The organism is Stenotrophomonas sp. 278, assembly GCF_003935715.1.
Lineage (GTDB): Bacteria > Pseudomonadota > Gammaproteobacteria > Xanthomonadales > Xanthomonadaceae > Stenotrophomonas > Stenotrophomonas maltophilia_AH.
On sequence record NZ_RHPP01000115.1, the window covers coordinates 1 to 13,895 of the forward strand.

The 13,895-nt window shown below is 66.9% G+C and carries 13 protein-coding genes and 4 tRNA genes; 3 read left to right on the forward strand and 14 right to left on the reverse strand.

Translation table 11 applies throughout. The features are described from left to right. The first annotated feature begins 726 nt into the window (after window positions 1-726). Together EGJ34_RS22755 and EGJ34_RS16465 are read left to right on the forward strand one after the other, a co-directional pair. A complete protein-coding gene (locus EGJ34_RS22755) occupies window positions 727-1,119 on the forward strand; it encodes a HigA family addiction module antitoxin (RefSeq protein WP_260477031.1) in 393 nt (130 codons plus the stop codon). Window positions 1,120-1,129: 10 nt separating this feature from the next. Then, window positions 1,130-1,615: a hypothetical protein gene (locus tag EGJ34_RS16465; RefSeq protein WP_125361580.1), complete on the forward strand. Its 486-nt coding sequence runs from the start codon at window positions 1,130-1,132 to the stop codon at window positions 1,613-1,615. Window positions 1,616-1,853: 238 nt separating this feature from the next. Here the strand turns inward: EGJ34_RS16465 and EGJ34_RS16470 are convergent. The 4 genes from EGJ34_RS16470 to EGJ34_RS16485 all read right to left on the reverse strand — a co-directional run bounded on the left by EGJ34_RS16470 (window position 1,854) and on the right by EGJ34_RS16485 (window position 3,467). Beyond that, a tRNA-Cys gene (locus EGJ34_RS16470) sits at window positions 1,854-1,927 on the reverse strand. Window positions 1,928-1,974: 47 nt separating this feature from the next. Continuing rightward, window positions 1,975-2,050 (reverse strand) — tRNA-Gly (locus EGJ34_RS16475). Between the two features lie 146 nt (window positions 2,051-2,196). After that, a tRNA-Gly gene (locus EGJ34_RS16480) sits at window positions 2,197-2,272 on the reverse strand. Between the two features lie 85 nt (window positions 2,273-2,357). Continuing rightward, window positions 2,358-3,467, reverse strand: a complete 1,110-nt coding sequence (locus tag EGJ34_RS16485; RefSeq protein ID WP_125361581.1) for an NAD(P)/FAD-dependent oxidoreductase — start codon at window positions 3,465-3,467, stop codon at window positions 2,358-2,360. Window positions 3,468-3,665: 198 nt separating this feature from the next. Between EGJ34_RS16485 and EGJ34_RS16490 the strand changes: the two genes are divergently transcribed. Then, a complete protein-coding gene (locus EGJ34_RS16490; RefSeq protein WP_125361582.1) occupies window positions 3,666-4,034 on the forward strand; it encodes a helix-turn-helix transcriptional regulator in 369 nt (122 codons plus the stop codon). 118 nt (window positions 4,035-4,152) lie between these two features. Here EGJ34_RS16490 and EGJ34_RS16495 read toward each other — a convergent pair. The 10 genes from EGJ34_RS16495 to EGJ34_RS16540 form a co-directional block, all read right to left on the reverse strand. Continuing rightward, a tRNA-Gly gene (locus EGJ34_RS16495) sits at window positions 4,153-4,228 on the reverse strand. A 46-nt stretch (window positions 4,229-4,274) separates the two neighbouring features. Continuing rightward, window positions 4,275-4,898, reverse strand: coding sequence for a CDP-diacylglycerol--glycerol-3-phosphate 3-phosphatidyltransferase (gene pgsA / locus EGJ34_RS16500; protein ID WP_125361583.1), 624 nt, complete (start codon window positions 4,896-4,898; stop codon window positions 4,275-4,277). 9 nt (window positions 4,899-4,907) lie between these two features. Next, a complete protein-coding gene (uvrC, locus tag EGJ34_RS16505) occupies window positions 4,908-6,755 on the reverse strand; it encodes an excinuclease ABC subunit UvrC (protein ID WP_125361584.1) in 1,848 nt (615 codons plus the stop codon). Continuing rightward, window positions 6,752-8,161: a hypothetical protein gene (locus EGJ34_RS16510; protein WP_125361585.1), complete on the reverse strand. Its 1,410-nt coding sequence runs from the start codon at window positions 8,159-8,161 to the stop codon at window positions 6,752-6,754. Before EGJ34_RS16510 ends, uvrC begins: the two co-directional genes overlap by 4 nt. 86 nt (window positions 8,162-8,247) lie before the next feature. Beyond that, on the reverse strand, window positions 8,248-9,021 hold the full coding sequence (gene kdsB, locus EGJ34_RS16515) for a 3-deoxy-manno-octulosonate cytidylyltransferase (protein WP_125361586.1): 774 nt from the start codon (window positions 9,019-9,021) through the stop codon (window positions 8,248-8,250). 45 nt (window positions 9,022-9,066) lie between these two features. Continuing rightward, the gene (gene lpxK, locus EGJ34_RS16520; protein WP_125361587.1) at window positions 9,067-10,089 is read right to left on the reverse strand and encodes a tetraacyldisaccharide 4'-kinase; all 1,023 of its coding nucleotides are present in this window, start codon (window positions 10,087-10,089) and stop codon (window positions 9,067-9,069) included. Continuing rightward, the gene (gene msbA, locus EGJ34_RS16525) at window positions 10,089-11,840 is read right to left on the reverse strand and encodes a lipid A export permease/ATP-binding protein MsbA (RefSeq protein ID WP_125361588.1); all 1,752 of its coding nucleotides are present in this window, start codon (window positions 11,838-11,840) and stop codon (window positions 10,089-10,091) included. Before msbA ends, lpxK begins: the two co-directional genes overlap by 1 nt. Continuing rightward, window positions 11,837-12,262 carry a biopolymer transporter ExbD gene (locus EGJ34_RS16530; protein WP_125361589.1) on the reverse strand — a complete coding sequence of 142 codons (426 nt, stop codon included), beginning with the start codon at window positions 12,260-12,262 and terminating at the stop codon, window positions 11,837-11,839. Before EGJ34_RS16530 ends, msbA begins: the two co-directional genes overlap by 4 nt. 3 nt (window positions 12,263-12,265) lie before the next feature. After that, window positions 12,266-12,940: a MotA/TolQ/ExbB proton channel family protein gene (locus tag EGJ34_RS16535; RefSeq protein WP_125361590.1), complete on the reverse strand. Its 675-nt coding sequence runs from the start codon at window positions 12,938-12,940 to the stop codon at window positions 12,266-12,268. Window positions 12,941-12,943: 3 nt separating this feature from the next. Next, a partial coding sequence (locus EGJ34_RS16540; RefSeq protein ID WP_260477030.1) for a DNA internalization-related competence protein ComEC/Rec2 occupies window positions 12,944-13,895 on the reverse strand: 952 nt, incomplete at its 5' end.

Sequence of the window (13,895 nt, forward strand, 5' to 3'; positions counted from 1 at the left end):
AAACGACTACGCAAAGCAATTGAAAGCCGCTTCCTGACCCCGTACTTCTTGGCGTCCGATTTCAGGGGACAGGTTCAGACCGAGCGTGACCGCGTGTAGCGCGCAACAAGCTACGAACGACACATGGAAACAGTGTCCGTGAGAAATCGTGGCGCACATGTCACGCCAGAATGTCGCCCCTGCTTGACCATTCTGGCGCGGAATCCGCGCCAAAAAGCCGTTTTTCGTGCCATACGCGTCAACGATGGAGGGGACCCATCTGAATCGCGCGGAATGCATGAAAACAGCCTCTTTTCATCCGTCTGCCCATCCGGCAGTGTAGGCCCCGGAGATTAGAAAACTCCATTACGGCGATGCTTGGATGTTCCAAGTCGGGAGGGCAGCGAATACAACACCCCGATCAGGGGAAATAAGCTTGCTCCGCTTCGCCGTTAGCGGTTTTCTAACCTCCCGACGCCTTTCCCATAGGGGGAAAGGCCTTTCCCGGGAGTCTGAGATGTACACGTTCTGGGCCTTCATCCATCGCTTCGAGCTGCCCACTCGAGGCCTTCGCTTATGTCTTCCGCGCGCCTGCAGCCGATTAGCGCTGCCCCTTCGCGCGCGCACTCAAGACGTATAACGCCGGGCGCTGCCCCGGCCATCTGATCGGCATGCCGTCGCGTCATTGCTGCGCGCGGCGTTGCCACTTCGTTGAACTCATTCGTTACCCAGTTCTGGGAGGATCCCATGTGCGAGCAGTGTTGCTGTGCAGGTGCTGTTGACCCTACAAACCCGTTGCGCCCGCCAGGCGTGCCTGAAAGCGGAGCGGTATCGCCTGCACCGCTGTTTCATCCCTCACCGAAAATCCATCCGGGGCGCGTGCTCATGGATGACTACCTCGGCCCCATGGGCATTTCGATCCGCCGGCTGGCTGATTCCATCCGGATCAAACGCGGGCGGCTGGAGTCGATCATTGGCGGCCGCAGCAGCATCACCGCGGAGTTGTCGATGCGGCTGGGTCGCTACTTCGGCGAACCGAAGACCTACTGGCAGGACCTGCAGTGCAAGCACGACATGGAGATGGCGTGCTGCGCGTGGGAGGAGGATGTCGACCTGATCCGCCCGCGCGTGCGTTGGTAGGAACGCAAGGATGGGTCGCCATGCCTACGGTACGGCCCGGATTTTTGATTCGAGCGCAGCCCGTCCAGCAGGACGGGCTGTCGCCCAGGCAGCAGGGGATTCAGGTATGAGCTTGGTGATGGTGCTGGAAATAGAGTCCGGCGTGACGTTGGACAACGTTGCACAGACGCTGCGCACTCTGGAAGCGACCATTGATCGCAACCGGTTCATACGCGGCGGGCTGCTGCCCGGATCAAAATGCGGGTTCGGCCTGAAGGTCCATCCCGTTTCCGTGCCGGTGCGTACCCGGCACGTGCACGTGGAGTGGGAGGTCGGACTGACGATGACCTTCCACTTCAGGGCTGCTTACATGCTGGACAGTCTTACGGACATCTATGCGCTGATCGAGCTTTTCGCTGAGCAGCATCGTCATCGGTTTGTGCTTTCTTTCCAGTACGAACGTGTTTATGCGGTGCGGGATGAAGCTGGGCTCGATCTGGTGTGGAAGATTTCGTAGAGCCGGGCTTGCCCGGCTGCTGTTGGCGCTGATCAACGGCGGTTTCGATTTGAGGTCATGCGTTATCGGATGTTGGGTGTTTCAGGGCCGTCGTCTGTCGACCGACGCTACCGGGTCCGCGCGTGAGGCCGCACCATCCGCGTAGAACAGCCGGGCAAGCCCGGCTCTACGGATTCCGCGAAGCTCCCACGGAACATCAGGCAATAAAAAACCCCCTGACGGATCAGGGGGTTTGATATGGAGGCCTGGGTCGGAATCGAACCGGCGTACGCGGATTTGCAATCCGATGCATGACCACTCTGCCACCAGGCCGGTGACTCTATAAAACAACACCCCGTGACCGGGGTGCTGTCAGATTCTGGAGCGGGAAACGAGACTCGAACTCGCGACCTCAACCTTGGCAAGGTTGCGCTCTACCAACTGAGCTATTCCCGCAAAATCAGGCGCGTATGTTACCGAAACCACCGTAAACACACCAGCCTTTTTACACTTTATTTCACATCCAGCGCCCTTGCCGGGGTGCCGATGCCCGCGTGCCACCGCGGAGAAAAACAAGGCCCCTCAGGGGCCTTGTCGAAATCTGGAGCGGGAAACGAGACTCGAACTCGCGACCTCAACCTTGGCAAGGTTGCGCTCTACCAACTGAGCTATTCCCGCAGACTTGCTGCCCAACGACGTGTCGTCGAAGGAGCGCTATTGTGTCGGGATTCCTTCACGTCGTCAACATCTTTGATGACAGTATTCAGCGGTCCATACGCAGCCCGCGCCGATGAAAGTAGATCTGCTCGGCCGCCCGCCGCACCATCCCCGCCCCCAGCATCAGGTCCAACGGCCAGTCCTGCTGCAGGTGGTCCATGGCCCAGCGCATCAGCCGCTTGCGCCTGAACGTTGGCACGGCACGGGCTGCCAGCGCCTCCGGGGCCGGCCCGCTGCCCCGCAGATGCAGGCCCACCGCGTCCCCGACCGTCCAGCCGTGCCGCCAGCCCGCGTGAATGCCTCCTGCCGACAGCGGCGACACCACCCCGGCCGCGTCGCCGGTCAGGATCACGCCCGGGGCGGCCAGCGGCCCCTGCAAGGGGCCACACGGAATCAATCCGGCCCGGTTGGCGTCCGACCCCTGCCCGTCCGGCAGCCCGATCACGCTGCGCACGTGGCGTACGAAGCCCTCGATATCGGGGCGACGGACCTGGGCGGGGTCGTGGCGGATGGCCAGGCCCACCTGCACGCCGGTCGGGTTCTGCGCGGCCCAGCCGATGTAGCCCGGGGCGAAGCGTCGGCTGGCGAAACAATGCAGCGCCCCACCCTGCGGCAGCCGCGCGCCGGCGAACTCCTGCTCCACCCCGAACAGGAAATCCTGCACCTGGCCCAGGCTGGTGCGCTGCGCGACCCGTGAGCCGGCTCCGTCGGCCCCCACCAGGTATCGGGTCCGCCCTACCCCGGCCACGTGCCAGCCGTCGCCCTGGCGGTGTGCTTCGGTGAACGGCTGCTGCAGGCGCAGGTCGACGCCGTGCCGGCGCAGCTCATCGGCCAGCCAGCGCATCAGGTTCGGCGTGTCGGTGGTCATGAAGTAGTACCCGGGTGCCGCCAGCAGCACATTGCGCAGGTTGGGTGCGTACATGCGTACCTGCTCCACGCGCTGCAACAGCGCGGCCGGCGCATGCTGCAGCCAGGTCTGCTCCAGCGCCTCCTTCACCAGGATCCCAGTGGTGTGCAGTCGCGCGCCTGGATCGGCTTTGCGTTCCAGCACGCACACGCGCAGGCCGTATTGTGCAGCTGCCAGCGCACAGGCGGCACCGGCGAAGCTGGCACCGACGACCACCAGGTCCCAGTCGTAAGCGGAAGAAGCATTCATGAGCGTGTTGCCACTGCATAAGGGACATGCAGGGTGGCCGACGCGCGCGGGCCGCCGATGTGGCGACGGTGAAGCGAGAATGAAGTTCCTTGTGCGAGCGGACAAGTAGCGAGGCTGCCGTGGACTCAGCCGCACCGTTTCCACTGAAATATTCCGCCATTATGGACACATACGCCGTGTATTGCTCATCATGGGCAAATGCCCAGCAAGCCACCCGTGATTTTTCCTCAAGAACAGCGCCTTCTCTCCGCGCTGGGAGAGCGACTGCGCCTTGCCCGACTTCGACGCAAACTGAGCAATGCCGTCGTCGCGCAACGCGCCGGCATTTCGCGATCCACGCTGTACAAGGTGGAAGCTGGTGATCCGGGTGCCACGCTGGGTTCCTACGTTCGGGTACTGGCTGTACTCGGGCTCGAGAAGGACCTACAGACCTTGGCTGCCGACGACAAGGTCGGCCGCAAGCTGCAAGACCTAGCCTTGGTCCCGACGTGCCGCCCTCGCGCTGCGAGCAAGCGGGTTGCAGCGCGAATGTCCTCATCGCCTGCCGATACAGAAGGGACGCCATGAGGCAGTGCCGATATTGAACTGACGGCAAGTGCCTTCTCGGCCCACTCAGAGTTTCGCGCGTCGTAGGGACACCCAGCAGCACGAAAAAAGCGACCCGGAGGTCGCTTTTTTCTGTATCTGGAGCGGGAAACGAGACTCGAACTCGCGACCTCAACCTTGGCAAGGTTGCGCTCTACCAACTGAGCTATTCCCGCTTGGGAGGCGAAATTCTACAGCCAAATGCATGGCTGTCAACAGCCCTTACGCCTTCTTTTTTGCTTTCGCGTTCGCACGCGCGGCACGTTCATCCTCACGCAGGCTCGGCCAGGCGGCGTGCAGGTACTGCAGGCCCGACCACAGCGTGAGCACGGCGGCGATGGCGAGCGTCCAGTCGCCAATGTGGAACACGGGTTCACCCATCCAGATGTCACTGACCGGCGTGTTCGGTGCGACCGAATACAACAGGCACAGCAACGCGACCATCTGCGCGGTGGTCTTGATCTTGCCGATCAGCGCCACGCGCACCTTGGCGCGCTGGCCGAGTTCAGCCATCCATTCGCGCAGCGCCGACACCGCGATTTCACGGCCGACGATCACCGCTGCCCAGAACGCCATCCACGGCGTGGGGTGACCCTGCACGATCAGGAACAGCGCCACCGCCACCATCAGTTTGTCGGCGACCGGGTCGAGGAACGCACCGAAGGCCGAGGCCAGGTTGTAACGGCGGGCGATCCAGCCATCCAGCCAGTCGGTCAACGCGGCCAGGCCGAAGATCGCCGCAGACGCAAAATTGGTCCACGTGTAGGGGAGATAGAACACCAGCACCAGCACCGGGATCATCACGATCCGCAGCAGCGTCAGCCAGGTGGGGAGGGTCAACGTCATCAGTTCTCTCTACTCGCCCGTAGCGGAAGGCGTGGGCAGTCCATGAAGGTTAGCGTAGATGCGGGCGGCCAGGGCGTCATTGATGCCCTCCACCTTGGCGATTTCCGCTTCCCCTGCGGCCTTGAGTCCGACCAGGCCGCCAAAATGCTTGAGCAGGCTGGCACGCCGGCGTGGTCCGATGCCGGGAATGTCTTCGAGTTTGCTGGTCATGCGCGCCTTCTGGCGGCGACCCCGATGGCCGGTGATGGCGAACCGGTGGGCCTCGTCGCGCACCTGCTGGATGAACTGGAGGGCCGGCGACGCCGCGCCGGGGCGCAGCTCACGGCCGTCCGGCAACACCAGCGCTTCGTGCCCGGCACGGCGCTCCACGCCCTTGGCCACGCCGACCAGCATCACCCCTTCCACGCCCAGGTCCGCCAGCGCGGCCTGGGCCTGGCCCAGCTGCCCTGCCCCGCCGTCGATCAGCAGCAGGTCCGGTAAGACGCCCTGCTCTTCCACCGCGCGCCGGAACCGGCGATCAATCGCCTGGCGCATGGCCGCGTAGTCATCGCCCGGCTCGATCCCGCTGATGTTGAAGCGCCGGTACTGGCTGCGCACCGGGCCGCTGGCATCGAACACCACGCACGAGGCGACGGTGGCCTCGCCCATGGTGTGGCTGATGTCGAAGCATTCCACCCGCTTGACCGGCTCGGCCAGGTCCAGCATCTGGCGGAGGTCCTCGCTGCGCGCATGCTGGGCACTGCGGCTGGTCAGCTCGCTGACCAGGGTGATCTGCGCGTTGCGGCTGGCCAGTTCCACATAGCCGGCGCGCTCGCCACGCACGTTCCACTTCAGCTGCACTTTGTACTCGGCCGACGCGGCCAGTGCCGACTCGATCAGACTGGCATCGGGAATTTCGCGGTCGAGCAGGATTTCGCGCGGCGGGGTCTGTTCGGCGTAGTACTGCGAGACAAACGCGCCCAGCACTTCCTCGGCGCTTTCCTCGCCATTGGTGCGCGGGAAGAACGGCCGCGTGCCCAGGTTGCGGCCGTCACGGAACGACAGCAGCATCACGCAGGCGCTGGCCCCCTGGGTCGCGCAAGCCAGCACATCCAGGTCGGCGGCGCGACCATCCACGTACTGGCGCGTGTGCATGCTGCGCAGCGAGGTGATCAGGTCACGCAGGCGTGCAGCCTGTTCGAATTCCAGCGCTTCGCTGGCGGCCTGCATCTGCGTGCCCAGCTCACGCGTGAGCTGGTCGCTCTTGCCTTCCAGGAACAGCGAGGCGCGGCGTACCGATTCGCTGTAGTCATCAGCGGCCACCAGTTCCACGCAGGGCGCGCTGCAGCGGCCGATCTGGTACTGCAGGCACGGCCGCGAGCGGTTGCGGAACACGCTGTCCTCGCAGCTGCGCAGCTTGAACAGCTTGTGCATGAGGTTCAGCGTCTCGCGCACGGCGGTCACGCCCGGATACGGACCGAAGTAGCGCCCCGGCACCGCGCGCGGCCCACGGTGCAGCGCGATGCGCGGCCACTCCTCGCGGGTCAGTAGCACATGCGGGTAGGTCTTGTCGTCGCGCAGCGACACGTTGTAGCGCGGCGACAGCGACTTGATCAGCTGGTTTTCCAGCAGCAGCGCTTCGGCTTCCGAGCGGGTGACGGTCACGTCCATGCGCGCGACCTGCGACAGCATCGACATGATGCGCGCGGTCTTGGGCACGCCGTTGAAGTAGCTGCCGACCCGGTTGCGCAGCGCACGCGCCTTGCCGACGTACAGCAGGGTGTCGTCGGCGGCGTACATCCGGTAGACGCCGGGCGCGGTACTCAGGTGGGCCGCGAATGCCTTGCCATCAAAGGCGGGGGCGCTGGGCAGGGTCATTCGCTGATCGGCACGTCGCTCAGTACGCCGCTGACCGGGTCAAAGCGCAGCACGGCGTGGGCATCGGTTTCAGCAATCCACACCGCACCGCCGCCCAGCGCGAGCCCGGCCGGTCCGTGCAGGCGGCGCGGCAGCTCCAGGGTGTTCAGATCGCCGCCACCCAGGCGCAGGGTGCGCAGGCGACCGTTGCCGGCATCGGCGATCCACAGCAGCGGCGCGTCGGGGCTGAGTGCGATCGCCTGCGGGTACTGCAGCTGGGCGGTGCTGCGCGGGCCGTCCTGGTCGCCGAACGACCACAGGCCGTGACCGACCAGGGTCTGCACCAGGTCACCGCGCAGCTGCATCGAGCGGATCGACGAACCCAGGGCGTCGCAGACGTACAGCACCTGCTGCACCGCGGCCACGGCGGCCGGCTGCGCAAAGGCGGCAAGGTGACCGCTGCCGTCGCGTTCGTCGATGGCCCCGGAGCCGGCACGCCATTTCAGGGTGCGCTGGCCCAGGTGATAGCTCCAGATGCGGTTGTCGCCGGCCATGGCGATGTGTACCTGGTTGTCGGCCACGACCAGTCCCTGCGGATGGTTGAGCGCGGCCTGGCGCGGGTCGTTGACCGGGCCTTCGGCGGGTTCCCCAGGGCGGCCGTTGCCGCACAGGGTGTCGACCTGCCCGGTGAGCAGGTGGATGCGGCGCAGTGCGTGGTTGCCGGTGTCGGCCACGTACAGCCACTCGCGCTCCAGCGCGAGCCCCTGCGGACGGTTGAAAGCCGCCTCGCCAGGGCCGCCGTCCATCATGTCGGCGGTGCCCAGCCCGAACTGGCGCAGCACGCGCCCGCCGTGGCTGCACTCAAGAATGCGGTGGTGGCCGCTGTCGGCGATGTAGAGGCGCTCGGTGGTGGCGACCAGGCCCATGGGGAAGCGCAGCGGCAGGCGCGGCTCGGGCTGCAGTTCGCGGGTCGATGCATCGCCGTCCAGTGCGCGGCCGCCCTGGCACAGGGCATTGAGCGCGCGTTCCAGCTCGTCACCGAAACCGACCAGCCGCTCCACCTCCCGGCCCTGCGCATCCAGCAGCACCAGGGTCGGCCAGGCGGTCACGTTGAAGCGACGCCAGCCATCCCAGTCGGCATCCAGCAGCGCCGGCGCGGTGAGCCCCTGCCGGCGCAGCAGCTTCAAGGCCGGCTCGGGCGCGCGTTCATGGTCGAAGCGCGGCACCTGCAGCACCAGCAGCTGCAACCGCCCGGGATTGCGTGATCGCCATTGCTCCAGCTCGGCCAGTCGCTGCGCGCACCAGACCGAGGCGGCGTTGACGAAGGCGAGCACGACCGGGCGTCCACGCATCTCGGTCAGGGTGGCAGGCGCGGCGTTGAGCCACGTGGCGAATTCCGGCAGGTCCTGGACAGGCTGTACGTTCATGCGGTGATTATGCCGGACTCGGCGTCATGCAACCGTCGTGCCAACGTCAAAATGTGGACGGTCGGTCGGAGTGGACGCGCCGCCGGTCAGCCCTGCGCGGCCAGCCAGGCTTCAGCCCGCTCCAGGTCCTCGGGGGTGTCGATGCCGGGCGGGAAGGCGGCAGGCGACAACGCCACACTCAGCCGATAACCCGCTTCAAGCACACGCAGCTGCTCCAGCGACTCCAGCTGCTCCAGCGTTCCGGGTGGCAGCACGGCGAACTGGCGCAGGAAGCCGGCCCGATAGGCGTAGATGCCGATATGGCGCAGCCAGTGCGACCCTGACAGGCTGTCGCGCGACTGCGCGAAGGCATCGCGGTGCCACGGAATGGGCGCGCGGCTGAAGTACAGCGCGTCCAGATTCTGCTGGCGCACCACCTTGACCACGTTCGGGTCGAACAGGGTCTGGGCGTCCTCCACCGGCGTGGCCAGGGTGGCCATGTGCGCGCCGCTGTACACCAGCGCCTCGGCCACCGCACGGATACCCTCGGCGGGCGCGAAGGGTTCGTCGCCCTGCAGGTTGACCACCAGGGTGTCGTCGCTCCAGCCGGCCTGCTGCGCGCACTCGGCCAGACGGTCGGTGCCGGACGCGTGCCCGCTGGCGGTCATCGCCACGCGCACGCCCTCCAGCCCGGCCAGGGCGTCGGCAATACGGGTGTCATCGGTGGCCACCCACACCTCGCGCGCGCCAGCCAGCAGCGCACGTTCGGCCACGCGCAGCACCAGCGGCGTACCGCCGATCAGGCGCAGCGGCTTGCCCGGCAGACGCGAGGCGGCATAGCGGGCCGGAATGGCAACAACGAAATCGACGGACTGGCTCATGCGCATTCTCGAAAGGCGGTGAAGCAGGAAGAACCGCGCGGGCGCTCAGCGCTTGCCGAGCTTGTCCACGCGATCCAGCAGACTGACCCAGAACGCCGCCGGCAGCTCGGCCGACAGCGGTACGGCAAAATGCCATTCATTGGCAAACGGCTTGCACTTCACGGCGTCCTTCTCGGTCATCAGGACGGGGAGCTCGCTGCCGAAACGCAGATCGGCCGGCTGGTACGCATGGTGGTCGGCAAACGCGTGCGGCACCACGCCGATGCCCTCGGCGCGCAGCATGTCGAAAAAGCGCTGCGGATGGGCAATGCCGGCCACCGCATGCACACGCTGGCCGCGGAAGTGCGACAGCGCGCGTGCGCGCCCGCCACTGAGCGGCAACGCGGTGTTGATGTGCAGCTGCATCGCCCACTCGCCGAAGCCGCAGGCGCTGGCCGCAGCCGGGTCGGCACTGGCCTGGCCCAGGTTGACCACCCGGAAGTCGCATTCCTGTGCACGGCTGGCGGGCTCGCGCAGGGGACCAGCCGGCATCAGCCGGCCGTTGCCGTAGCGGCGTTGCGCGTCCACGACTTCGATTTCAATGTCGCGGGCCAGCCGGTAATGCTGCAACCCGTCGTCGCAGACAATGATGTCGCAGCCTGCTTCGATGAGTGCGCGACCAGCGGCGACGCGGTCAGCGTCGACCCGTACCGGCACGCCGGTCTTGAAGGCGATCAGCACCGGTTCGTCGCCGCCCAGCGTGGTCGGGGTGGTCGCCTCGACCCAGCGCGCCACCTCGGCCTGTTCGCGTCCGTAGCCACGGCTGGCCACACCGGGTTTCCAGCCGGCTTCGCGCAGGCGGTTGACCAGCGCGATGGTCAGCGGGGTCTTGCCGGTGCCACCGGCGGTGACATTGCCGACCACCAGCACCGGAACCGGCAGCGCGCGCTGCTTCAGCCAGCGCCCGCGGTACAGGCGACGACGCAGCGCGACCACCGCACCGAACAGCGGTGCGATCAGGCGCACCCCCAACGGGATGCGGCTGCCGTCGTACCAGAACGACGGCGTCTGGGTGCCCTTGCCGGCCATCAGGACTGCCTTTCGCGGAACTGCATGTTGTGCAGGTGTTCGTACAGGCCGCCCATGGCCAGCAGCTCGGCGTGGGTACCGCTTTCGACGATGCGGCCGTGATCCATCACCAGCACCTGGTCGGCGTGTTCGATGGTGGACAGACGGTGCGCGATCACCAGGGTGGTGCGCTCGGGCATCAGCCGCTGCAGGGCATCCTGCACCAGACGCTCGGATTCGTTGTCCAGCGCAGCGGTGGCCTCATCCAGGATCAACACCGGGGCGTCGCGCAGGATGGCGCGCGCGATCGCCAGGCGCTGGCGCTGGCCGCCGGACAGCAGCGCGCCGTTTTCGCCGACCGGGGTCTGCAGCTGCTGCGGCATGCGTTCGATGAACTCCCAGGCGTTGGCCGCCTCGGCCGCCGCGCGGATCTGTTCGTCGGTCGCGTCCATGCCATAGGCGATGTTGGCCCCGACGGTGTCGTCGAACAGCATGACCTTCTGGCCCACCATGGCCACCTGCCGGCGCAGGTCGGCCAGCGGGTAATCGTCCAACGCGACGCCATCGAGGGTGATGCGCCCGCCACTGGGTTCGTAGAAGCGTGGCACCAGCCGGATCAGGCTGGTCTTGCCGCTGCCGGAGCGACCGACAATCGCGGTGACGGTGCCGGGCTTGGCGACGAAGCTGATGTCATCCAGGGCCACGCCGGTGTCCTCGCGATAGCGCAGCATGACGTGCTCGAACGCCAGCTCACCGCGCGCGCGGCCGATCTTCTTCGTGCCCTCGTCGCGTTCCACCGGCATGTCGAGGATGCCGAACAGGCGCTCTGCCGCGGCCACGCCGCGCGAGATCGAGGTCTGCACGCTGGTCAGGCGGCGCAGCGACGGAATGATGGCCATCATCGAGGTCATCAGGCCCATGAACTGGCCCGCGTTGAGACGACCGGCCAATGCCTCGCGGGTGGACACCCACACGATGACGGCCAGCGCCAGCGCGGCCAGGAACTGCACGGTGCTGGAAGCGAACGCGCGGGTGGTTTCCACCTTCATGTTCAGACCGAGCATGCGGTTGGCCAGGCGCGCATAGCGCGAGATCTCGTGCGCCTGCGTGCCGTGCACCTTTACTTCCTGCTGCGCGGCCAGCGACTGCTCGGCGGTCTGCGCCATGTTGCCCATGCCGTCCTGGATGCCACGGCTGATGCGACGGTAACGCTTGCCCACGACCGAAACAATGACGCCGATCAGCGGCACCACCACCAGCATCGCCACGGTCACCTTGACGCTCATCTGCAGCATCACCACCAGCATGGCGATGATGGTCAGGGTGTCGGCCACCAGAGTCTTGAGCGCATCGGCGCTGGCCTGGGTGACCTGCTCGGTGTCGTAGTTGAGGCGGCTGACCATCACCGGCGTGGCTTCGGTGTCGAAGTGCGAGGACGGCAGGTGCAGGTACTTTTCCAGCACCTGCTCGCGCAGGTCGCGGACCACGCTGCGGCCGGTGCGGGCCAGCGCGTAGTCGCTGACCAGGGTCGCCACGCTGCGCATCAGGAACAGGCCCAGGATGGTCAGCGGCAGGATCACCGCCATGCGCGGTTCGGGATTGACGAAACCCCGGTTGACCAGCGGATCCATCAGCTTGGTGAAGTGATAGCCGGCCAGTGCTTCGACCACCATGGCGATCACCGCGGCCACCATGAACACCCAGTAGGCCTTGGTGTAGCCGAGCAGGCGTTTGTAGATCGGCCAGACCGGCGCGTGTTGTTTGTTGCTCATGGAGTACGCACCTCCGGCGCGGTAGCGATGGCGATGCGGCGGAAGCCGAGCTGGCCCAGGGCATCCTGGGCGGTGACCACGGCCTGGTACGGGGTGCGCGCGTCGGCGCGCAGCAGCACGGTCTGCTCGCGGTCGTCGCCGGCCACGGCGGCGATGGTCTGCTTGACCGCCTCCACGTCGGTGCGCAGCACTTCCTGGTCGTTGATGAAGTAACGGCCTTCGGCATTCACCAGCACGCTCAGCGCGCGCGGCGGCTCACTGTTGTCCTGCTGGCTGGCGGTGGGCAGCTGCACCTGCAGGGTGGAACGTGCGTCGAACGTGGTGGTGACCACGAAGAAGATGATCAGCACCAGGATGACGTCGATCAGCGGCACCAGATCGATGTGCGGTTCGTCCTGGACCCGGTCGTTGCGGATGCGCATCCGTCAGCCCTTGGCCGTGGCAGGGGCAGCAGGCGTGGTGGCCGCCGGCGCACGCGCGGCAGTGTTCATCACGCCCGGACGGCCATCCAGCGCATCCAGCAGCGCGGAGGCCTCCATTTCCATTTCGATCACGTAGCCGTTGATGCGGCCCTTGAAGTAGCGATGGAACATCAGCGCGGGAATGGCCACGATCATGCCGGTGGCGGTGCACACCAGCGCCTTGCCGATGCCGCCGGCCAGCTGGTTCACGTCGCCCACGCCGTGGTCGAGGATGCCCAGGAACATCTGGATCATGCCGACCACCGTGCCCAGCAGGCCCAGCAGCGGACCGGCCGAGGCGATGGTGCCCAGCGCGTTCAGGAACCGCTCCATGCGATGCACCAGATGCCGCCCGGCGTCTTCGATGCGCTCGCGGATCTGGTCGCGCGGACGGTTGCGGGCTTCCAGCGCCGCCGCCAGCAGTGCGCCCAGCGGCGAGTTGGCCCGCAGCGACTGGATGTGGCTGGGGTCGAGCTTGCCACGCGCGGCCCAGTTGCGGACCTCCTGGCCCAGCCCCGGGGGCAGCACCTCGTTACGCCGCAAGGTCCAGAAACGCTCCAGGACGATCGCCAAAGCCAGTACGCCCAACAGCAGCAGCGGCACCATCGGCCAGCCACCGGCCTTGACCAGTTCCCACACGTTTCAACCCTCCGGCCCACTGGCCGCCTGTTTGCTGGCCGATAGAATAGCAGCCGACCGCGCCCGCTCCGCGGCATCCCACCAACGCCGCTCGAAAATCCGTTGTTCGCGTACCTGCAGCCCCTGCGGCCCCAGCCAGATGCGCACCGCCCCGCTGTCGGCGGTGTTGAGCACTTCCGCCCCGACAGCCTGCCAGCGCGCCACCACCTCCGGGCGAGGATGCCGGAAGCGGTTGCCGTGCCCGGCCGAGACCAGTGCCAGGCGCGGCGACACGGACTCGACCCAGGCCGCGCTCGACGAGCCTGCGCTGCCATGGTGTGGGACCACCAACACGTCCGCGCGGAGCCGGTCCGCCCCGCTGCGCAACAACGCCGCTTCTTCGCGATGGCCGATGTCGCCGGCCAGCAGCACCGCCCCGTGCCCGGTGCCGATCCGCAGCACACAGCTGCTGGCGTTGCCCGCATAGGGCGTGGCAGGTGCGGGGTGCAGCACCTCGAAGTCGACGCCGTCCCAGCGCCATGCCTGCCCGGCGTAGCAGGGTTCGACCCCCGCCAGCGCGCCCGGCGGAGCCTGCACCGCTGCGTCATCGTAGGCCCGGCGCACGGCAGGCAGGCCGCCCACGTGGTCGAGGTCGGCGTGGCTCAGCACGATCCGGTCCAGCCGCATCTGCCCAAGCGCATGCAGGGTGGGCAGCACGACGCGCTCGCCTGCGTCGAAGCCGCCCACCGAGGCCGGCCCGGCGTCATACAGCAGCGCATGGCGCTGCGTGCGGATCCAGACCGAAAGCCCCTGCCCGACGTCGATCACCAGCAGCTCCACCTCCCCCTCCGCGGTCGTCGCCGTGGCCGGCCACAGCAGTGGCAGGCACAGCAGCAGCGCAGGCAGCCGCGCGCCGGCCGCACCCGGCAGCAGCACCCAGAACACGCCGAGCAGCGCCAGCGGCAGCGCCCACACC

What these genes read in the sequence shown, in the direction of transcription:
- EGJ34_RS22755 (WP_260477031.1), top strand. Translation starts at nt 727, where the DNA reads ATGTGCGAGCAGTGTTGCTGTGCAGGTGCTGTTGACCCTACAAACCCG.
- EGJ34_RS16465 (WP_125361580.1), top strand. Translation starts at nt 1,130, where the DNA reads ATGGGTCGCCATGCCTACGGTACGGCCCGGATTTTTGATTCGAGCGCA.
- EGJ34_RS16485 (WP_125361581.1), bottom strand. Translation starts at nt 3,467, where the DNA reads ATGAATGCTTCTTCCGCTTACGACTGGGACCTGGTGGTCGTCGGTGCC.
- EGJ34_RS16490 (WP_125361582.1), top strand. Translation starts at nt 3,666, where the DNA reads ATGCCCAGCAAGCCACCCGTGATTTTTCCTCAAGAACAGCGCCTTCTC.
- pgsA (WP_125361583.1), bottom strand. Translation starts at nt 4,898, where the DNA reads ATGACGTTGACCCTCCCCACCTGGCTGACGCTGCTGCGGATCGTGATG.
- uvrC (WP_125361584.1), bottom strand. Translation starts at nt 6,755, where the DNA reads ATGACCCTGCCCAGCGCCCCCGCCTTTGATGGCAAGGCATTCGCGGCC.
- EGJ34_RS16510 (WP_125361585.1), bottom strand. Translation starts at nt 8,161, where the DNA reads ATGAACGTACAGCCTGTCCAGGACCTGCCGGAATTCGCCACGTGGCTC.
- kdsB (WP_125361586.1), bottom strand. Translation starts at nt 9,021, where the DNA reads ATGAGCCAGTCCGTCGATTTCGTTGTTGCCATTCCGGCCCGCTATGCC.
- lpxK (WP_125361587.1), bottom strand. Translation starts at nt 10,089, where the DNA reads ATGGCCGGCAAGGGCACCCAGACGCCGTCGTTCTGGTACGACGGCAGC.
- msbA (WP_125361588.1), bottom strand. Translation starts at nt 11,840, where the DNA reads ATGAGCAACAAACAACACGCGCCGGTCTGGCCGATCTACAAACGCCTG.
- EGJ34_RS16530 (WP_125361589.1), bottom strand. Translation starts at nt 12,262, where the DNA reads ATGCGCATCCGCAACGACCGGGTCCAGGACGAACCGCACATCGATCTG.